Annotated in this window: 19 protein-coding genes and 1 other annotated feature; of the genes, 14 read left to right on the forward strand and 5 right to left on the reverse strand. The window is 29.8% G+C overall.

The genetic code is table 11. From position 1 onward, the window contains the following. Positions 1–27: 27 nt before the first annotated feature. Both L1S49_RS10930 and L1S49_RS10935 read right to left on the reverse strand, forming a co-directional pair. Positions 28–1,389, reverse strand: coding sequence for a DUF5643 domain-containing protein (locus L1S49_RS10930; protein ID WP_238904359.1), 1,362 nt, complete (start codon positions 1,387–1,389; stop codon positions 28–30). Continuing rightward, the gene (locus L1S49_RS10935) at positions 1,382–1,936 is read right to left on the reverse strand and encodes a sigma-70 family RNA polymerase sigma factor (protein WP_238904361.1); all 555 of its coding nucleotides are present in this window, start codon (positions 1,934–1,936) and stop codon (positions 1,382–1,384) included. The genes L1S49_RS10930 and L1S49_RS10935 overlap by 8 nt, the downstream gene beginning before the upstream one ends. Positions 1,937–2,123: 187 nt before the next feature. On the opposite strand from L1S49_RS10935, the gene L1S49_RS10940 reads away from it, so the two are divergent. The 6 genes from L1S49_RS10940 to L1S49_RS10965 all read left to right on the forward strand — a co-directional run bounded on the left by L1S49_RS10940 (position 2,124) and on the right by L1S49_RS10965 (position 8,768). After that, on the forward strand, positions 2,124–4,049 hold the full coding sequence (locus L1S49_RS10940; RefSeq protein ID WP_238904364.1) for a U32 family peptidase: 1,926 nt from the start codon (positions 2,124–2,126) through the stop codon (positions 4,047–4,049). A 15-nt stretch (positions 4,050–4,064) separates the two neighbouring features. Beyond that, on the forward strand, positions 4,065–5,333 hold the full coding sequence (locus L1S49_RS10945) for an aspartate aminotransferase family protein (protein WP_238904366.1): 1,269 nt from the start codon (positions 4,065–4,067) through the stop codon (positions 5,331–5,333). Positions 5,334–5,414: 81 nt separating this feature from the next. Continuing rightward, positions 5,415–6,284: a UbiA-like polyprenyltransferase gene (locus L1S49_RS10950; RefSeq protein ID WP_238904369.1), complete on the forward strand. Its 870-nt coding sequence runs from the start codon at positions 5,415–5,417 to the stop codon at positions 6,282–6,284. 19 nt (positions 6,285–6,303) lie between these two features. Next, on the forward strand, positions 6,304–7,254 hold the full coding sequence (locus tag L1S49_RS10955) for a MetQ/NlpA family ABC transporter substrate-binding protein (RefSeq protein WP_238904371.1): 951 nt from the start codon (positions 6,304–6,306) through the stop codon (positions 7,252–7,254). 18 nt (positions 7,255–7,272) lie between these two features. Then, on the forward strand, positions 7,273–8,028 hold the full coding sequence (locus L1S49_RS10960; protein ID WP_238904374.1) for an ABC transporter ATP-binding protein: 756 nt from the start codon (positions 7,273–7,275) through the stop codon (positions 8,026–8,028). Continuing rightward, positions 8,025–8,768: an ABC transporter permease gene (locus L1S49_RS10965; RefSeq protein ID WP_238904375.1), complete on the forward strand. Its 744-nt coding sequence runs from the start codon at positions 8,025–8,027 to the stop codon at positions 8,766–8,768. The genes L1S49_RS10960 and L1S49_RS10965 overlap by 4 nt, the downstream gene beginning before the upstream one ends. 64 nt (positions 8,769–8,832) lie before the next feature. Here the strand turns inward: L1S49_RS10965 and L1S49_RS10970 are convergent, their stop codons facing one another. Next, positions 8,833–8,994, reverse strand: coding sequence for an aspartyl-phosphate phosphatase Spo0E family protein (locus tag L1S49_RS10970; RefSeq protein ID WP_083553554.1), 162 nt, complete (start codon positions 8,992–8,994; stop codon positions 8,833–8,835). Between the two features lie 155 nt (positions 8,995–9,149). Here L1S49_RS10970 and L1S49_RS10975 point away from each other — a divergent pair, with 155 nt between their 5' ends. Then, entirely contained in the window at positions 9,150–9,533 is a 384-nt protein-coding gene (locus L1S49_RS10975) for a helix-turn-helix transcriptional regulator (RefSeq protein WP_021804072.1), read from the forward strand. Positions 9,534–9,614: 81 nt separating this feature from the next. Here the strand turns inward: L1S49_RS10975 and L1S49_RS10980 are convergent, their stop codons facing one another. Together L1S49_RS10980 and serS are read right to left on the reverse strand one after the other, a co-directional pair. After that, positions 9,615–10,097 (reverse strand): Hsp20/alpha crystallin family protein, encoded by a 483-nt coding sequence (locus L1S49_RS10980; protein ID WP_238904377.1) that lies wholly within the window; start codon positions 10,095–10,097, stop codon positions 9,615–9,617. A gap of 123 nt (positions 10,098–10,220) precedes the next feature. Beyond that, on the reverse strand, positions 10,221–11,498 hold the full coding sequence (gene serS / locus L1S49_RS10985) for a serine--tRNA ligase (protein WP_238904379.1): 1,278 nt from the start codon (positions 11,496–11,498) through the stop codon (positions 10,221–10,223). Positions 11,499–11,566: 68 nt separating this feature from the next. Continuing rightward, positions 11,567–11,773 (reverse strand) — a binding site (T-box leader). Between the two features lie 339 nt (positions 11,774–12,112). Between serS and L1S49_RS10990 the strand changes: the two genes are divergently transcribed. The 7 genes from L1S49_RS10990 to L1S49_RS11020 all read left to right on the forward strand — a co-directional run bounded on the left by L1S49_RS10990 (position 12,113) and on the right by L1S49_RS11020 (position 21,586). Next, positions 12,113–12,604 (forward strand): RNA polymerase sigma factor, encoded by a 492-nt coding sequence (locus tag L1S49_RS10990; protein WP_238904381.1) that lies wholly within the window; start codon positions 12,113–12,115, stop codon positions 12,602–12,604. Then, positions 12,597–13,736 (forward strand): hypothetical protein, encoded by a 1,140-nt coding sequence (locus tag L1S49_RS10995; RefSeq protein ID WP_238904383.1) that lies wholly within the window; start codon positions 12,597–12,599, stop codon positions 13,734–13,736. Before L1S49_RS10990 ends, L1S49_RS10995 begins: the two co-directional genes overlap by 8 nt. Positions 13,737–14,016: 280 nt before the next feature. Then, on the forward strand, positions 14,017–14,565 hold the full coding sequence (locus L1S49_RS11000) for a PadR family transcriptional regulator (RefSeq protein WP_073021163.1): 549 nt from the start codon (positions 14,017–14,019) through the stop codon (positions 14,563–14,565). Between the two features lie 267 nt (positions 14,566–14,832). Further along, positions 14,833–16,068, forward strand: a complete 1,236-nt coding sequence (locus L1S49_RS11005) for an OFA family MFS transporter (RefSeq protein WP_073021165.1) — start codon at positions 14,833–14,835, stop codon at positions 16,066–16,068. Positions 16,069–16,303: 235 nt separating this feature from the next. Continuing rightward, positions 16,304–18,298, forward strand: coding sequence for a methyl-accepting chemotaxis protein (locus L1S49_RS11010; RefSeq protein ID WP_238904385.1), 1,995 nt, complete (start codon positions 16,304–16,306; stop codon positions 18,296–18,298). A 258-nt stretch (positions 18,299–18,556) separates the two neighbouring features. After that, positions 18,557–19,312: a phage replisome organizer N-terminal domain-containing protein gene (locus tag L1S49_RS11015; protein WP_238904386.1), complete on the forward strand. Its 756-nt coding sequence runs from the start codon at positions 18,557–18,559 to the stop codon at positions 19,310–19,312. A gap of 435 nt (positions 19,313–19,747) precedes the next feature. Then, positions 19,748–21,586: a hypothetical protein gene (locus L1S49_RS11020; RefSeq protein WP_238904388.1), complete on the forward strand. Its 1,839-nt coding sequence runs from the start codon at positions 19,748–19,750 to the stop codon at positions 21,584–21,586. Positions 21,587–21,601 lie beyond the last annotated feature (15 nt).

Below are 21,601 nucleotides of genomic sequence, written 5' to 3' on the forward strand. Positions count from 1 at the left end.
GCAACAACTCCATTATTTTTACTATTATTATTTTAAATCTATTCTTATTTTCTGATCTTCTGCTAGTTTTATTCCATTTTTTGGTTTGCTAGTTGCTATTTTAGCATATTTTGAGAAGTCTTCTGACTCATTATATGATGTATAGGTAGTTGTGTAAACCCCTGTTGATCTATCAACTGTTCTTTCAAGTGCACCTTTATTACTAAACTCAAGTCCATTTCCATCTTTATCATAAAACTCAAACTCATTTGTGCTTAATACTACTCCAGTCTTTCTGAACTTAACTTTTATTTGATTCTTAGAGAATATAACATCATCTATAGTAATATTTCCATTATCATTTAAGTTAATAGTAGAAGGTAGCTTTTTAACATCTATTTTTTCTGTATCTTCTAACCTACCATCATAATATTTTATAGGTATTATATTTATATAATCTGTATCTTTATCAAGTCCTATAAACTCAAAAGTATTCGTCATCTTATTCCCATCCGTACCCCTAGATGCGTAATTGAGAGGTGTAGTAATATTCCCCTTTGAATCCTCTATTGCAAACTTCTGAAAGCTATTGGCAACTTTATCTGTATACTGGGTTATAACTATTTGATTTCCTAAAGGTGACATGGCCACTTTATCTATTTTTATATTATTAATTCTTACTCCATTATCAATTTTAACTTTTTTCTTAGGAGTAACTATTTTACTTACTGCTACTACCTTACTCTTATCTACTGATGCCTCTATCTTCCAGTTACCTTCTGTTTTTAGAACTCTATCTGTAGATATTTTTATATTAAATTTATCGGTTAATTTTGTTTCAGCTACATTAGCTCTATATACCCCTTTTAAAATCTTATTAGTTTCAAGATATGCTTCATCTTTATAATTATTCTCACCACTTATCTTTTTACCATTTACCTTTAAATCTAAGAAAGGTTTTGCCTCAAAAGCCGACCAATAATCTTGGTACTCTGACCTAGGTATATCTTCTTTACTTTCAGCAGTATAAAAAATATTTAAAAAGTTATCATCTGCTACTATGTTGTCTATAGTAAATTTAATCCCCTTATCTTCGGTACTTATTCCTATAGAATTATTAAACTCTTGAAAGGTACTTGCTTCTCCTACATACTCGGAGTTTTTATTTATATTAAAGTATTCTATAACATTGCTAACTGCTGCCTTAACCGAAGAAGAGTTAAACGCTAGTAAAATTGTTAAAGTCACCACTGAAGCTGCAGCTATTTTTCTATAACTTCTATTGTTTATCCTCTTAGGTTCACTAGGTAATTCTTCAATGATTTTATTTAATTTGTCATCTAAATTTTTAGGCGTTGACCATATTTCTTTATTGATTTTATTTTTAATAAGTTCATCAAAACTACTCATTATATCCACCCCATTCACTATTTTCTAAAAGTTTTTTAAGTTTCTCCTTTGATCTACTGAGCCTTGATTTAACTGTCCCATTAGATATTTCTAAAACTTCGCTTATACTTTTTATACTCATATCTTCATAATAAAATAAGGTCAATATTACTCTTGAGTCTTTGTCCAACTTGTTTATATAATCAATCATATCACCTTTATGGTTATCTTCATAAGTTATATCATAAACACCCATATCCTCTTGAAGATCAACCCTTTTTTTCTTGTTTAACAGGCTATAACACTCATTTACAAGTATTCTCATAATCCATGCCTTAAAATTGCTTTTATCCTTCAGTTTGTTTAAGTTTTTAAATGCCTTGAGAACTGATTCACTTACTGAATCTTCAACATCATATTCATTTCTTAATATCCCCTTAGCAACCCTGTATAGAGACACTTTATAAGTTTCAATAAGTGCTGCAAACTCTTCCTTGTCTATTTCTTTCGTTTTTTCTCTTTTAAGTCCCATATTATAAATACTTATTACGTTCTCCCCTACTTTCAAATTATTCACCTCCTACACTACTAAGATAAACTCATATGTATAAAGGTTCCATTTTCTCATAAGTTCATTATAAGATAAATAATTTTATTAAATAATAACGTGAAAAGATTTTTTAATTTATGATAATATTATCTATAGTGATTATTTTATAACAAATAACTAATGAAGCATTTATATAGGAGGAAAAATGGCAAGATATTTTAATGGTAAAAAAGTAGAATTACTAGCTCCAGCAGGAAATATGGAGATTTTTAAAAGTGTGGTAAATGCAAATTGTGATGCCATCTATCTAGGTGGAAAATCCCTTAACATGAGAATGATGAGAAAAGGATATAATTTCTCTAACGAAGAAATTAAAGAAGCCTTAGATTTAGCTCATGAACAAGATAAAAAAATCTATATAACAGTGAATAATATGATGAATGATTCTGAAGTTGATGAAGCTATCGAATACTTAAGGTACTTAAATGATATTAAAGTAGATGGATTAATAGTTCAGGATCTAGGTATTCTTCAAATTTGTAAAGAACATAATTTCAACAATTTTGAGATACATTCTTCTGTTATGATGAACGTTCATAATATAGAATTTGTAAATGCTCTTAAAGAGCTTGGAGTTACAAGAGTCGTACTATCAAGGGAAATGGATCTAAAAACTGCTAAAGCTCTTCAAATTGCAACTGGAGTAGAAACTGAATATTTCATGCATGGAGATATGTGCACTGTAAATGGTGCTAATTGTTATTATAGCTCTGTAGTTTTAGGTAATAGCTCTAATAGAGGAAGATGTTTTAAACCTTGCAGATGGGCTTATACTATAAAAAAAGATGGATACTCTTATCCCTCAGAATACCCTTTAGCTGCAAAGGATATGTATATGTATGAACATATTCCTGAACTTATTGAGGCAAACATAACTTCATTTAAAGTTGAAGGGCGTATGAGAGATACAGATTTTATTGTTAATTTAATAAATACTTATGGTGAAGCCATTGATCGTTACATAGAAGACCCACTAAGTTTTAATCGTAAAAAACATGCTCAAGAATTATTTGAAGGCAGAAAACGTGATTTTACTACTGCCTACGCCTTTTCAAAACCTGGTTTAGATTTCATAAATACTCGCTATGAAGGTACTGGAAAATTCTACTCTACCGGAAAAGTATTTTCTTCCCCAACAGAAGAGCCTGAAATTACTGACACTTCTATTGAGAAAGTTTTATCTGAATTAAATATTCCTGATTCTAAGTCTAACCTGAAACATAATTTATCTGTAAAGGTAAATAGCTTTGAACAAGCTAAGCTTGCTATAGAAAAAAATGTAGATAGGATTTATTTGCCTAGTGAAGTTCTTCTTCCTGATGAATTCATTAATTTAGATGAACTTAACACTTTGATGACTATAAAAAACTCTACTAAGATTTATTTGGAACTACCTCAAATGATGAATGAACTTCAATTTGATATTATAGATCAATATTTAAGCAAACATGGTCACCTATTTGATGGATTACTAGTTTCTAACTTAGGTGCTATAAAGAAGTATGCACATAAGTATAAAACTATTTCAAATTATAACTTAAACATTTATAACCATAAGGCTCTAGAATTCTATAAAAATCTTGGAGTTAATGAATTTACCTTATCCATTGAGACAAGAAATAATGAATTAGGTAAGTTTATAGCTTCTACAAAAGAACCATTGGAAATGATTGTTCATGGTCCAATAAAGGTAATGTATTTAGATCATAATTTATACGACAATATAGATAGTCTAAAACCTATAGAAAAAGCAGATAATTCTTATGTAAATAATAATGTATTAGTACTTATGACAGATAAAGGAGAAAATCCAGTATATATAGATCAAAATGGGAAAAATCATTTATTTACTGCCAAGGAACTATGTTTATTACCTATTTTAGAAGGAATAAATAACTCTGTAAGCTTACGTATTGAAGGAGAAACATACTCAACCCAAGAACTTGAGAGTGTAATTGATGTTTATAAAAAAGCTATAGAAGACACTAGTAAATCTAAAGATTTATTTAATGAATTAGAAACACTTAGAGCAGGTTTCACTCTTGGTGCCTTAAACTTTAAAGCTATTTAGAAGGGAGATTATATTATGACTTTTATAGGACCTCAAAAGATATTAGAAAAAAGAAGAGAGTACTTTTTTCCAGCTACTGCACACTTTTATAAAAATCCACCACAAATAACAGCTGGAAATATGCAATATTTATTTGATGAAAACAATAAAAAATATACTGACTTTTTCTCTGGTGTATCGGTTATGAATTGTGGTCATTCGAATCCAGAAATACTTAAGTCAACAATAGAGCAGTTAAATACTCTTCAGCATACAACAACGCTGTATTTAACTCAACCTATGGTAGACCTAGCTGAAAAACTTTCTGAGATATTCCCGGGAAATATTAAAAGAACTTTCTTTTGTGCTACTGGTTCAGAAGCTAATGAAGGTGCTATGGCATTAGCAAGACTACATACTAAAAAAAATGGATTTATAGCTTTAAATGGAGGATTACATGGCAGAACTCACTTAACATTGAGTGTCACAGGAATACCAATGTGGAGATTAGATGATAACCTAGTTAAAGAGAATATCTTCTTTATAGAAAGACCTTATTCTCCTGATACAAGTTATGAGGAAGCCATGGAAAAGTCTTTAACTCAATTGGAAGAAGTGCTAAAGGAAAACGGAGATAAAATAGCTGCCATGATGCTTGAACCACTTCAAGGAAATGGCGGCATAATTCTATATCCCTTTGATTATGTAAGTAAAGTCAAAAGCCTTTTAGAAAAATATAATATTTTACTAATTGTTGACGAAGTTCAAACTGGATATGGAAGAACAGGAAAGATGTTCTGTATAGAACACTATAACGTAGTTCCAGACATAATTGTAACTGCGAAAGCTCTAGGTAACGGCATTCCTATATCAACATTTTCTACTACAGATGAGATAGCTAAGTCTTTTGATAGACCTTCAGCTTCAACCTTAGGAGGAAATCCAGTGGCTGCTTATACAGCATTAAGTGTGCTTAATTATATTGAGAAAAATTCCTTAGTTAAAAAATCCGAGGAACTGGGTGCTTATTTGAAGTCAAAATTAGAAGAACTATCCTCTCCAGTTATTAAAGAAATTAGAGGTATTGGTCTTATGCTAGGAATACAAACTCAATCAAGCAATAACCTTACTTCTGCAGAGGTCACAGACATTATATTAGAAGAAATGAAGGACTCTGGATTCTTTATTGGGAAAAATGGTTTAAATAGAGATGTTATAGCCTTCCAGCCTCCTTTAGTTATAACAAAGGAAGATATACACAATATGTTATTTGCTTTGAAAAACATTCTCAAAAAATTTGATTAACTAGTTACATTCATACTTTAGTTGTGCTATACTTTCATTTGTGAAAATTTACGTAGCATAATTGCCGAAAGGAGCATTAAAATGGTACTTAATAAAGCTATAAAAAAAGCCCATGATTATGGAGTATTAGTTATGTTTTCACATACAATATTCTCTTTATCATTCGCATTAATATCCATGTTGCTTGCAAGTAAGGGACTTCCTTCTCCCTACGTTATATTTTGGATATTAGTAGCCTTCATGGGAGCTAGAACTGGTGCAAATGCTATTAATAGAGTTATAGATGCTGAAATAGACAAGAAAAATCCACGTACAGCTACTAGACAATTACCTCAAGGACTTATGAAAAAGAAAGAGGTAATATTATTTTCTTCTCTATGTTTTTTAGTAATGATTATAGGGGCTTATATGCTAAATCCTCTATGCTTAATACTTTCACCTATAGCACTATTTTTATTAATTATATATTCATATACTAAACGCTTTACTTGGGCTTGCCACTTGGTTTTAGGCATAACCTCAGCAGCTGCCCCTGTTGGAGCTTGGCTTGCAGTTACAGGAAAAATATCTTGGCTTCCTCTTTTTATTGGAGCAGCTAACACATTATGGGTTGCTGGTTTTGACATAATATATGGATCTCAAGATTATGACTTCGATACAGCTAACGGAATTAATTCAATTCCTGCAAGATTCGGAGTTAAAAATGCCCTACATATTGCAGCTTTTTTTCATGCTATAACATTAGTAATATTAATCATAGTAGGCTTATTAAGTCCACAACTTGGTTTAATATACTTTATTGGTATAGGAATCATTTCAGTTTTATTTATTTTGGAACACAGAATGATTTCTCCAACTAATTTATCAAATGTTAAATTAGCTTCTTATAGCATAAATCAATTAATAAGTATTGTATTTTTAATCTTTGGCGTTATTGACGCATTAATTTAAAAAATAGGAGAATTATAAAATGACTAAATTAAAAAAATTATTAACTATATTAACCTCAGCAGCTGTATTATTATCACTTACAGCTTGCTCAAAAACTGAAGAAACTAAAACACCTGAAAAACAAAGTTTAACTTTTGGAATGATGGGTTCTATTGACTCAGTACCTTTTGTAATTGCTAAAGAAAAAGGGCTTTTTGAAAAAGCAGGTGTTGATGTAACAATTGAAACCTTCAAAAACTCAAAAGACAGAGATGCAGCTTTTCAAGCTGGAAGCTTAGATGGAGTAATATGTGATGAAGTAGCTATATCTCTTTATCAAAATGCTGACTTTGATGTTAAAATAACTGGAATTACAGATGGTGATTTTATGCTTATAGCTGGAGCTAAATCTGGGATAAAGTCTTTAAGCGATCTTAAAGAAAAAAGTGTAGCTATATCAGAAAAAACTTCAATAGAATACACTCTAGATAAAATATTAGAGAAAAATTCTATGAATCCTAAAGATGTAAAAAAATCAGTGGTTCCCGCTATACCAACTAGACTTGAGATGCTTAATAATGGTAATGTAGATGCTGCTTTACTTCCAGAACCATTCTCTTCAATGGCAATAAATAGTGGTGGAATTCTACTAGGAAGCGCTAGCAACTTAGCTTCATACCCTTCAGTATCTGCTTTCACTCAAAAAGCTATAGATGATAAATCTAGTGAAATACAAGCTTTCTACAAGGCATATAATGAGGCTGTTGAATATATAAATAGCACATCTGTTACTGAATATGAAGACTTAATTATAAAAACAGTTGGTTATCCAGAAAATATGAAAGGTAAGATTAAATTACCTACTTTTAGAAAAAATACACTTCCTAAAGATGAAGAAGTTCAAGAAGCTATAGATTGGTGTAAAAATAATAACTTAATTACTAAAAACTTAACTCCTAAAGATGTTACAAATAATATAGGCGTTAAATAAACTTCATGGAGGTCTCTTATGCTAAATATAAATAATCTTACAGTTAATTATAAATCAAATAATCAAATAATTAATGCATTAGGACCTATAAATATGACTATAGCAGAAGGGGATATCTATGCTATCATAGGCCCTTCTGGCTGTGGTAAATCCACTTTACTTAATGTCCTTAGTGGTATCATTAAAAGTTCTACCGGGGATGTTCTTTTGAATGATAAATCATTAAGCCCAAAGACTCATAATATAGGACTTATTCCTCAAAATTTTGGACTTCTGCCTTGGAAAAGTGTACAAAAAAATTGCCTATTATCTCTTAAAATAAAAGGAGTAAAAATTGACTCCTCTTTAACTGAAAGAATAGAGCATATTCAAACTAAACTAGGCATAAATGAGCTAAAAGATAGGTATCCTAATGAATTAAGTGGTGGTCAAAAACAAAGAGTTGCTATAGCAAGAGCTTTTATAATGAATCCAGATATACTGCTTATGGACGAGCCATTTTCTGCACTTGATGCTTTAACTCGTGAAGAAGCTCAAGAACTTTTCATAAACATATGGAATCAATATAAGCTTACAACCTTATTTATAACTCATAACATAGAAGAAGCCATATATATGGGAAAAAAGATAGTTATAATGTCTCATTGTCCTGGAACTATAGTTGAAATTATTGATAATCCATTATTTAATACTGAAAACCTACGAGAGGATGAAAGATATTTAAAACTATCTTCATACTTAAGAAGCATTATAAAAAGAGGTTGGAAAATATGAAAATTAGAAAAAAACTATTAGTATTCATACAAGGATTCATTACCTTTAATTTGTTATGGTATATTTTTTCACTAAAAGTTAATATGAAAATTCTTCCCAGCCCTACTGAAGTATACTTAAATATGTTCGAGTTATCTAATCAAGAGCTTTATAAACATGTTTTCGTTAGTCTCTATAGGGTTTCAAGCGGAATTATGATTTCCTTAATTATAGGATCATTGATTGGATTACTTATGGCTTACTCTAAAATGTGGAATAAAATTTTAAACCCATTGGTTTATTTCACCTATCCTATTCCAAAAACTGCTCTACTTCCTATAGTGATGCTGTTATATGGATTAGGAGATAAATCAAAAATTATTATTATAGTTCTTATTTTGGTATTCCAAATTATTGTGGCAGTAAGAGATGCAGCTCTTAATATACCCTATGAAACCTATAATCCTATACGAAGCCTTGGGGCCTCAAAACTTCAAATATTTTCTCACATAACATTACCAGCTATATTGCCAGAGCTACTTACAACCTTAAGATTATCTATAGGAACAGCACTCTCAATATTGTTTTTTGCAGAAGGTTATGGAACCAAATATGGAATAGGTTATTATATATTAGATGCATGGAGCAGAATTAGTTATTTGGAAATGTACACAGGAATAATAATCCTTGGTCTATTGGGATTTGTTTTGTTTATGTTAATAGATATACTTGAAGAAAGTTTATTTAAATGGAAATCTTAATAATTAGATGAGCATATTAATAAGCTTAATATGCTTATTCTTATTATAGATCAGGAAATATGTACTACAACTCATCTTTATCATTATTCTTCTCTTTATTATTAATAAACTCCGCTATTAACTTGTCTAGTTCAACGCTTGTCTTTAATATTTCATTATAATCAGCATTTTCATTTATCAGCGAATGTAATTCATCTCTTAATTCGCTTATTTCTCTTTTAATCATCAACTCTCCTCCACCTTAGCTTTAACTATCAGTAAATATTTAACATATATAATTTTACTGAACTACTATGCTATTTGCAAACAAAATATAATAGCTCTCTGCTTATTTATCTAATTAATTTTTATGTATAGAGTTATCTTGAGGAGTGAACTAAATTGAAGAATGAATTACTAAATATAGATAATAAAGCCATCGGGCATAGAATAAGAACTGAGAGAGAATCATTAAGCCTGACTAGAGAGAAATTTGCTGAGATTGTTGACTTTTCACCCTTATATATTGGACAACTTGAACGTGGGGAAAGACAGATGAGCCTTATCGCTTTAGTTAAAATATCTAATTGTCTCCATATATCTACTGACTATTTGATATATGGAAATAAATACACTGATACTGCTAATGTGATTTTAAGAGAAGATTTAGCGAATTACTCTGTACAGAGTAAAAACTTAATATATGACTTAATTAATAAATGTTCCACTAAAGAACTACATTTAATTGAGGACATTATAAAATTAATACTACCTTACATAAAATAATAGCTTAATCTAGCCTTTTATTATCTTTAACAAAAAACCTCCTATGCACCCTATTTTTTTTGCAAAGGAGGTTTTTTTATTTCACTCAACTTCATAACTATCTACATCTACTATTATTGGAGTTTCCTCTTCCTCATATTTTTTTATAATCTTTTTCTTAGGTAAAGTTAATAGAAGTATACTTCTATCAAATGCTGCACCTATCTTGCTTTTATCTATCTCTTCTATATTGAAAGTTTTAATTAAATTACCGCCAGTCTCAACTATACTCATCATTACATTCAACCCATTACTATATACTTGTCTTCTTCTGATAGTTAAAATAGCTCTATTCCTTTCAAAATCTATACTTATATCTTTAGGTGAAACTCCTGGTAAATACCCTTTTAATAGATAATAATCTCCATGATCTTTCATCTCAACACTATAATCCTGCTCTCTTGGTCTTTCATTAACTAAACTACTCGCTAAGACTTGATTAATCATATTATTAAAAAATGTATCAGTAAACATACCACTGAAAATATTAATTCCGTTAAGCATAAAAGGAAACATTCTAAACATATATGCCATCCTTTCTAAAATATACTTTTACTATATAAGTATTAATATTTTCCTATTTTTGACACTTCTTTACCAAATAAATATAGCGCATTGAATTAAATAAATTCAATGCGCTAATATATACTATTTAATTACTTCATTATTACCCATATACGGTCTTAATGCTACAGGAATATTTATAGAGCCATCTTCATTTAAGTTATTCTCTAAAAATGCAATTAGCATTCTTGGAGGAGCCACTACTGTATTATTTAAAGTATGTGCAAAATATTTACCATCTTTTCCATCTACACGAATCTTTAAACGACGAGCTTGTGCATCACCTAAATTGGAGCAGCTTCCAACTTCAAAGTATTTCTTTTGTCTAGGAGACCAAGCTTCAACGTCAACTGACTTAACTTTCAAATCTGCTAAATCACCTGAACAACATTCTAATGTTCTTACTGGAATATCTAAAGAACGGAATAAATCTACAGTATCTCTCCATAATTTATCGTACCATTCCATGCTTTCTTCTGGTTTGCATACAACAATCATCTCTTGCTTTTCAAATTGATGAATTCTGTATACTCCCCTTTCCTCTATACCATGAGCCCCTTTTTCTTTTCTAAAACAAGGTGAATAACTAGTTAACGTTTGTGGAAGTGAAGTTTCAGGCAATATAGTATCTATGAACTTTCCAATCATAGAATGTTCACTTGTTCCGATTAAATATAAATCTTCGCCTTCTATCTTATACATCATAGCTTCCATCTCTGCGAAACTCATAACTCCAGTTACAACTTCACTACGAATCATAAATGGAGGAATACAGTATGTGAAGCCCCTATCTATCATGAAGTCTCTAGCATAAGAAATTACTGCTGAATGTAGTCTTGCAATGTTACCCATTAAATAGTAGAAGCCATTTCCGGCTACCTTTCTAGCACTATCTAAATCTATTCCTTGTAATTTTTCCATTATCTCTGTGTGATATGGAATCTCAAACTCTGGTACAAATGGATCACCATAACGTTGAACTTCAACATTTTCACTGTCATCTTTACCTATTGGTACACTTGGATCAATTATATTTGGAATTACTAGCATAATATTTCTTACTTTTTCTTCTAACTCAGTTTCTTTTGCTTCTAACTCAGCCAACTTTTCAGATTGCTCAGTAACCTTTTTCTTCATTTCTTCGGCTTCATCTCTTTTTCCTTGAGCCATTAATCCACCTATTTGTTTAGAAAATTTATTTCTATCAGCTCTTAGTCCATCGGCTATTACCTTTGCCCCTCTAAGCTCTGCATCTAACGCAATAACCTCATCTACTAATGGAAGTTTGTTATCTTGGAATTTATTCCTTATATTTTGTTTAACTAACTCTGGATTTTCTCTAACAAATTTTAAATCTAACATTTTTATCCTCCTGATACATTTAATATAAATTGAAATAAAAAAAACCATCCCATATATAAAAATATATATATTGGGACGGAGATATCCGCGTTGCCACCCAACTTGCTAGTTTATTAATCAACTAGCCACTCGACAATAGTACAATAAAGAGTACAAACCTTTCGATTCATCACCGACAGCTCCAAAAGTGGAAAGATTTAACCTTTCACCGATTCACACCAACCATCGGCTCTCTTAAGAAATTTATAAATCGTAGCTTTTATAATCACTGTTTTCCATATATAACTATTATGTACTAATTATATATGCATTTATTCAGTTCTTCAAGATTTTTATTCATTAAATAGTTAAAATTACATATATGATAAAAATAGGACTGTAACACTAATTATTTAGCGTTATAGTCCTATTTTCAATTATCTCATACTCTTTTTTTGTAAGATAATTCTTTGTATAGTCTTATATGATAAATAATATTTATCAGAAATACTTCGTATTGCGTAATTCTTTCATTTGATTATTTTATATAATATTATTATAAAATAGTACGATATTTTTCCAATTTAATCGTATATATAATGACAGACTTTAAATAAAAGTATGGAGGTGACTGATTGAAGAGGGACTCATTTATTAAAATTTATAAAGAATATTTTCCTTATGTATATAGATACCTTTATGGACTTACCTATAGCCACCAAACAGCAGAAGACTTGACTCAAGAATCTTTTGTTAAGGCTTTAAGTATTCTTCAAATTTCTAATGAAAGCATAAAATCCTGGCTTCTCACAGTGGCTCATAACCTCTACGTAGACTATGTTAAAAAAAATAGTAGATTAAGCTTTCATGAAGATAACTTTTTAAATAAAATAAACATACAAAATTTCACAGACAAGTTAATGCTTAAGGAAAGTGTCAACTCTGCTTTTATTTTAATAAAACAACTTCCAGAGAATCAACGACAGGTAGTGCTGTTATGCCTAGTAAACGAGTTATCTTATCATCAAGCATCAGAAATTTTAGGTATAAGCGTTTCAGCAGTTACTAATTTAATCTACAGAGCCAGAAAAACACTTAGAGAATTAAGGAGGGAAATTGATGAATAGCGAATTCCAAGAAAAACTCAAGTTATATAAAGAAGGTAAATTAAATAAAGAAGAAGTTTCTGAAATACAATCCTCTATTGATAAATTCATTGCTATATCAGATTATCTTAATAGTGATGAAAAGGATTTTTTTGAAGAACTTAAACAGCAAAATATATCTGAAGGTAATATAACAGATAAATCATTAAAACTTAGAATAAATTTAAGAATTATACTAATAACCGCATTTTCATCTATTTGTGTTTTTTTATTTTTTATATTTCTATATTTTACTTCATCTAAATTAATTACATCTTTGTTTGGATTAGACTATAAGGAGTTATATGTAAAAAGAGAGATTATAGTTCAATTTGCAGAGATGTTTCAACCTCAATATAAATCAAATCGTAGCGGAGTTAGCTCATCACTTTTTGCACAACAAAATATCGATATCTCTCTTGAAAATACTATCGGAAACACTAAAATAGATGAAATGGATTTAAATGTAAAATACAGTTTTGGTGAGCCTTCTAAATCAAAAGAAACAACGGCACCTCAACTAATATTTCAAGAATTCACTCCTTTTTTTGATCATGAATCTGATCCAAAAGCTGGTTTTAATGTACTTGAAAATGCTCCTCAAGGAACTAAAGCAAAAATATTTATACAATTTAATAAACCCTTAACCGCTGAAGAAATAAAAGAATCTTTTGTGGATAAGCTTGACTCTACAGATGCCGATATGTCAACCTTTGATATCTCACCTATAGCTGTATTTAACTCAAACTTTGTATTAGCAAATCCTTCTTATTTTCTACGTACAACAGTCTTTCCATATGACAATAAGAATGCAAAACAACTAGAGAATAACAGGGGAAAACAAACTCAATATGAAAATATGGATAACGAAGCTCATAAAGAATCTCTTATAGGAAATCTATATCTTATAAAGAACAATCTAAGCCTTCTGAGGTCTATGTACTATCAGGATATGTTTGAAAATATTAATATTGACGATTTAATTAAAGAAACTGAAGATAAAGGTGCTGAATATGCTGGTATGTATATATCTGCTGACAGTAAAGATCTATTAAAACTTAAAGATAGTTCTTTTATTCACTGGGTTGGAGTTCAGAATATAGTTATCTGGTGAATTTAAGCATTTAATCAAAGTGTAAAAGATTATTTGTGAGATATCCTTAACCTATTAATAATCGAATAACTTTATTAAAAACATCATAATAACTATTTATGTGATATAATATACAGGTAATAATTTTACTGTTTACAAGATAAGAAATACTAAACTAAAGATTCGAATTTGATAAAGGTGTTACCAAAACAGTAACACCTTTATATTGCTATAAAAATATAAAAATTATTTCTAGATAATCAAATATGAAAAATAATTGTTAAAGTAATGGAGGATAAATATGAGAGTTCTTAAACACGCTATTTTAGGTCTACTAGATAGAGGCGAAATGAGCGGTTATGATATTATGACTGAATTCAAAGATAAAGAAATCAGACACTTTTGGAGTGCAAAGCATAGTCAAATATATCCAGAATTAAAAAAATTAACAGATGAAGGCCTAATAGAATTCAAAATAGAAATACAAGGCGAAAAATTAGAAAAGAAAGTTTATTCAATTACTGATGCGGGGAAAAAAGAGTTAAATAAATGGTTAAGTACACTAGAGCAAGAATTTATTACTTTAAAAGATGAGTTTATGTTAAAGGCTTATTTTATTTCATCTATACCCAAAGATGAGGCTAGAGAACAATTTTTAAATGAGTTAGAAAAACATAAAAATAGGCTATCTTTTTTAGAAGAGGAGTTTGAAAAACTAAAGGTAGTTATAGGTGATGAAATTACATATGAATCAAAAGAGTTTGGAAATTACTTAGTTTTAACCAATGCTCTAAAACGTGAAAATAGATACTGTGAATGGTTAGAAGACTCCTTACAATTGATGAAATAAATCATTTAAATTAATATCATTTTTATAAAAGCAATTAGTTTTTAACTAATTGTTTTTTTTTTAACAAAAATATATTGATTTAGATCAAAATATATGATATTTTATACATGTAAATAGTGACATGTATAAAATTCCTATGTATTCATAGTCTCTTGTTTTATATATTACTATTTGTGAGAAATATATACAAAAATATTTGTTAAAAATATAATTATAGAGCAAATAAAATGACAAAAATATACATAAAAAAAGGGAGAATGATTAGTAATGGTAGATAAAAAGATTAATCGTAATTTAGTTCTTTTAGCATCTGTAATGGTAAATTTATGTGTAGGTGCAGTTTATGCTTTTAGTGTACTTGCGGGACCACTTGGTGAAAAGTTTGGATGGTCTAAGGCGGTAGTAATGACAGCTTTTACTATAAACGCAGCAATATCACCAATTCCAATGATTTTAGGTGGAAAACTATTAGACAGAGGGTTAGCAAAACTATCTATTATAGGTGGTGGAGCACTGTTTGGTTTAGGATTTATGCTAACAGGTTTTGTGAAAGAACCTATACATCTATACTTAGCATATGGAGTACTTGGAGGTTTAGGACAAGGTATAGCATATTCAGGTACTATAGGTAATACTGTTAAACTTTTCCCAGATAAGAAGGGATTAGCGACTGGTATAGTTACAGCAGGTTTTGGTGGAGCTACAATTCTAGCCGCTCCAATAGCTAATAACTTAATTCAAAATAGCGGAGTTTTATCAACATTTAAAATCATGGGAATAGCGTATATGGTGATTACAGTAGTTTTTGGTCTACTTATAACAGCTACCCCAGCAGGCTATAAACCAGAAGGCTGGAATCCACCAACTCCTAGTTCAGCTAATGGATCAAATGTAAATATCAATTGGATAGATATGATAAAAACTTCAAAATTCTATATAATTGCATCTATGTTTACAATTGGAGCTTTATCAGGAATGATGATAACATCTAATGCTTCAATTATTGGACAAACAATGTTTGGATTATCAGCAGCGGTAGCTGCATTATATGTAAGTCTATACTCATTAAGTAACTGTATGGGCCGTATATTCTGGGGAGCTGTTTCGGATAAACTTGGTCGTTACAATGCATTAATTTGTATATATACTGTTGTAGCTGCTATGTTGCTAGTTCTTGCTACAACACACTCTGTAGTTGGATTTGCAATTGGATTGATAGGAATAGGTTTATGCTTTGGTGGAACCTTAGGTATTTTCCCTTCAATAGTAGCTGAAAAGTTTGGTATGAAATATTATGGAGTAAATTATGGAATCACATTTATAGGATACTCAGCAGCAGCATTTTTCGGACCTAAAATAGCAGTTCAAGTTGCTGGTGCTAATAATGGTAGCTTTACAAATGCATTTTATATAGCATTAGCACTTAGCTTAGTAGGTATAGCATTAACAACATTATTTATAAGAATAGAAAAAAAATCAGCAAATAAAAAACTTGCAGCATAAGTTGTTACATCAATGTTTTAAGGTTAGATTATCTTAGTATGAAAAAGAGCTAATAAGACTTCGAAAGTGGTTTTATTAGCTTTTTTATAATTATATTAACAAATTTGTTAAAGTTTCTCTTATTATCAGTTGAATATACTTATATAATGTAAATTTTACAGATAAAAGCAGATTATAAATTATAACTAAAGATGGTTAGCCATCTTTAAATACATATATCTAAAAAGGAGATATTATGAAAAGTTTAAAATCAAAATTAATGGTATTATTCGGATCATTAGTTTGTGTTGTGTGTATAGGATTAGGTATAATTTCTTTCATTAACTCATCAAATGCTCTAAAATCTAACTTAAATAACACTATGCCTAGAATTGCTGAGCAAACAGCTAGTAATATTCAAAGTAAGCTTGAAGGAGAATTAAATACACTAGAAGCTATTGCTGCAAGATCAGATATAAAAGATCCAAACAATTCAATAGATAATAAAATATCAATTCTTACAGATGAATCTAAAAGAATTGGAAGCATTAGTATGGGTATTGTTGATATTAATGGAGATTCAATCCTTACTGATGGTTCAAAATCAAACTTTAATGAGAGGTCATATTTTAAACAAGCACTGGAAGGCAAAGCTAGTGTATCAGACCCAATAGTTAGCAAAACAGACGGTATGATAATCGTTGTATATGCAGTTCCAATTAAAAGTAATAATAAAGTTGTAGGAGTACTTGTTCAAGCTAGAGATGGTAATTATTTAAGTGATATGACTGATGAAGTAAAAGTTGGGAAAACAGGCACTGCATTTATGCTAAATAAAAACGGAACTTCTATTGCAAATAGTAATAGAGATTTAGTTATACAAATGTCAAACATAATAGAAGAGTCAAAAAAAAATTCCAATTTTCAAGCCTTAGCTGATGTACATAAAAAAATGCTTGCAAAAGAAGCTGGCCTAGGTGAGTATGAATACGGTGGAGAAGAAAAATATGTTGGGTATGCTCCAGTAGGCGGAACTGATTGGTCCGTAGGAATCTCTGTAACTCAAAATGAAATATTATCAGAATTAAATAGTTTAAAAACTTTAGTTATACTAACGTCAATAATATTTATTGTAATAGCGTTTATCATAATTTACATAATCTCTAATGCTTTATCAAAAGGAATAAAATCAGCTTCAAATCATCTGAGATTGTTATCAGACGGAAATTTATCTGTGGAAGTTCCTACTGAGTATTTGAATTCAAAAGATGAAATTGGGATCATGATTAATTCTATGAAATCAATGCAGGATTCACTAAGAACGATGATTAAAAAAATTAAAGATAATTCCCTAACTATTAATACTCAATCAGAAAACTTATCTGCCATTTCAGAAGAGATAGCAAGCGTATCTGAAAGTTCTGTACAATCAACATCTGAAATAGCTCAGGGTATAAATACTCAATCTCAAGATTTAATGCAAATGACAGAAATTCTAAATGAGTTTGGTAATAAGCTATCAGAGATGCTTGGAGAAATAAAAGTTGTAGACTCAAATTCTAGAGAAATAAGTATAATGGCTAATGATAGTAGTACTGAAATGAATGGATTAAATCAATCTGTAAAAAATATAAGTAATTCATTTAAGGCATTTAATTCAAAAATAATGGATCTAGGAAAAGATATAAACGAAATAAATGAGATAACAAATATGATTAATAGTGTTGCTGAACAAACTAATTTATTAGCACTAAATGCAGCTATTGAGGCAGCTATAGCTGGTGAGGCAGGCAGAGGGTTCACAGTAGTCTCTGAGGAAATAAGAAAACTTGCTGAACAATCAAAGGCTTCATCAGAAAATATTAGTAATTTAATAAATGTAATATCAAATAATACATCTATTATAGTACAAGAAGCTGTAACAATGGATAGTGAGATGATTAATCAAGCTGGAATTATTGACAAGACTATAGTTTCCTTTAAGCGAATAATACAAGCTGTGGATGAGGTAATTCCTAAAATAGAAATAGTTAAAAGTTCCGCTGATAATGTAGATAACGATAAGGATATTATTCTAAATAGAATAAATACATTATCATCAATTTCCGAGGAAATTTCAGGGTCATCTGAGGAAATCTCAGCATCCTCTGAGGAGCTTAATGCCTCCATAGAAGAAGTAGCCTCCTCCGCTCAAGACCTTAGTAATATGACTAATAAAATGATAGAGGAAGTTAATAGATTTAAAGTTTAAATTATTATTTATAGAAAAAGACGATTTACTAAGTGTAAGCCGTCTTTTTTTATAGAACCAATACTTAATCCAATATGGAGATTGAAAAGTTATTGATGGAGCTTGCAAATTTATTTATTTTTTAAAAAATTACTATAATACCCGCTAATTATTTCAATTATTGTATATATATTAATTGTAAGGATTTCTTCTATCTTAATTTGCAGTGCAAAGACAAGAAAAGTTTCCTTTTACAAAAATATTAGGAGGGTGAAAAACATGAAAGAGAGAAAATATGTAAAATTAAGAGTAGATATGTATGAGGATACTAAATTTAAAATAATTGATATGAAGCCGGAAAGAGATGTTATTTATTATATCTGGAGCAGAATTTTGCTGTTAGCAGGTAAAGTTAATTTGGAGGGGGAGCTATATCTTTCTAAGAGTATACCATATACTATGGAGACATTCTCAATAGAGTTTAATAGAGATATTACTCAAATTAAATTGGCATTAGATATATTTATAGAATTAGAAATGCTTGAACTTACTTTAGATAATGTTTATAAGGTGAGAAACTTTGCTAAACATCAAAATATCAAGGTGAAAGAAAAAGAAATATCTAAGAATAAAGAATCTGAGGTTAAGGATAATCCAACGTTAAGTGAAAACTTAACCCCTGAAATTCTTGATACAAAAGATAATAAGTCAGAGGATAAAACAAGTGAAAACAGATCATCCATTAGTGAGGATGTTACTGGATTAAATTTAGATATTATCAATGAAAGTAAAGATACTGCCACAGTAACAAATGGCAAAGATAATAATATTAAAGGAAATAGTACCCTTAAAGATACCCAACTATTATTTGATACTATGAAAAGCAAAAAGAAAACTAGAAAAAAGAAAGATACCGTAATAGATATTATTGATACAGATGAAGGGTTTATAGATGGTGATATAAGTAATTTTAGTGATGTATATATACCTTTAGATAAGGATGATAGCATGGTTTCAAAGTGGAGTTTTGAATAAAAGGAGACAGTGCATCTGATTAAAAATAATTTTCTTTTACCATCTTAATTTTATATTTATCTTATACTAAAAATATTTTCCTTTTTATAGAACGCTTTATAAATAAAGCATTACTTGTGATATAGTTTTTACACAAAAATAGCCTTAACCAAGTAAATTCTATAGTTAAGGCTAAATCCATAATTTATAAGGAAACTCGACTCACATACGTTCGCTGAGTAAGTTCCACCTACCAAATCGAAGATTTGGGGTGTCACTTATGGTACGGTTCTCCGTATCAGTTGCAAGTGAGGTTTTATTAATTAAGATTTTCATATTTCCATAAATTTCTTGACATCTTATTAAAACTTAATTAAAATGAATATAAATAAACATTCACATATTATGTGAACATTATTCACAACTTAGTGTAACTTATAGAAAGGAGCTGAACTTATGTGGTTAGTTGGCTTGAGAGAAATCGCTGATATATGTGGAGTATCTTCATCATCAGTAGCAAATTGGAGAGCAAGGGAATCCAGCTTTCCCAAGCCTATTCAAGAGATAAAAGCTGGACCGATTTTTGACTTATATGAAATAGAGGAATGGATGGTTCAAAAAGGCAAAGATATAAGTAAATTTAAATCTTTAAGAAGAAATGGGAGGAATGATACCATGATTACAAGAAAAATCTGCATAGTTGGTAGAGCAAGAGTTGGTAAATCAAGGCTTATCTCAAGATTTTTAAAATACTCAAAATTAGTACGTAGATATTTGGAAGCAAGCGGTAAAGATTGCACGAAGCTTAATTTTAAGTTTTACCTTACAAAAGGCTTACAGAAAAAAAGCTTTATGCGTTATTTAGCCGCTGATTCTAGTTTAAATGGAATTGAAGTACCTTTTGATGATGAGCATGAAAATGAAGTGAAAAACTTCTTAAAAAAGATTGAAAAAGAAAATACTTATTCTCAAAAAGCAGAAGCTGAGCTAGCAGGTAATCCACGACAGTTGAATCTCTCAACCGATAGTATAGAAATCGTAACCGAAGCAAGCTCTTTAGCACGAGAAATAATGGGTGATAACATTGATTGTTTAATCATTACAGATACTCCTGGTGTTTCAGGTGATGTTCCTCTTAATGTTTCTAGTGACTCTGATGTATATTTATTAATGATGAGAGATGATAACGATAAAGAATTTCGCTTATCAATCGAAAAAATAATACCTAAAATAGCTGGCTCAAACGTGTTATTTATATATCGTAATGGTAACACATATACAACATTAGAAGGATACAATGAAGTATTAAGACAAGTAAAAATTGCAGTTGAAGATTTTACTGATGACTTATCAGAACTAGTAGGCGATTCAGTGCTAAATACATCATTAGAAGTATTAAATCCTTCTGGCAAAGTTATACCAATGGGAGCATTTGATATAGTTACACTTAATTATGTAGAAGAATGTTTTAACAAGGATTTAAGTGATAAACTAAAGATAATATTTTCTAATAAGAAAGGAGCTAATGAAGAACAGGTTATTATTGAATCATTTTCTAAATGCAGTAGCCCCAATGTATCAACTAATTATACGGCTAACGACTTAATTGATTATTTCGATAAAGTTGTTAAGGAATTCACTTTACCAATCGTAGGTACTACCTGGAAATCTACTTTTAGTAAAGATAAACATGATAGGGTAAAAACCAAAGATAATTACAGAATTGAACATCATACAGAGTTTAATCGTAATCTTTTGTTAGATAATCTATATAATTTATACAAGGTTATGAAGTATGATAATTCTTATAAAGTACCCAAAATAGTACAAGAAGCCATAATTAAGTTAGTATATCTTAGATTAACAGAATCCATCAAGTTTGATTGTGGTATATTTGCAGGAGGACATCCATTTGAGGATAATTCTTGTAAGACAATGTTCGTGGAAGAGGCTATATTTGCAGATGAGTTGCTAGCTAAAGGTACTACCTATAGTTTAACTGTTTCTGATTATTGTAATGTAATGCGTGAAAATGGGATATCATCAGCCACCTGGGATTGGGTATACAAAAAGACACCATATAATGGGGATTATGCTTATTGTAATAATAAGCTAGACGTAATACGATATTGTGGCTTAAATACCTTACACTCAAAAAATACACAACAATTGATATATAATACTTATACACTTGGTTTATTTAAGTTAGGTCAATACAATCTTTATAGTTTTTTATTAAGTAATATTAGTGCAAATAATATATCAAATAAGCATACTGCTATGTCTTGGTTATAATTCATAATTATCACA

The organism is Clostridium sp. YIM B02506, from assembly GCF_022324845.1.
GTDB classification, from domain to species: domain Bacteria; phylum Bacillota; class Clostridia; order Clostridiales; family Clostridiaceae; genus Clostridium_T; species Clostridium_T intestinale.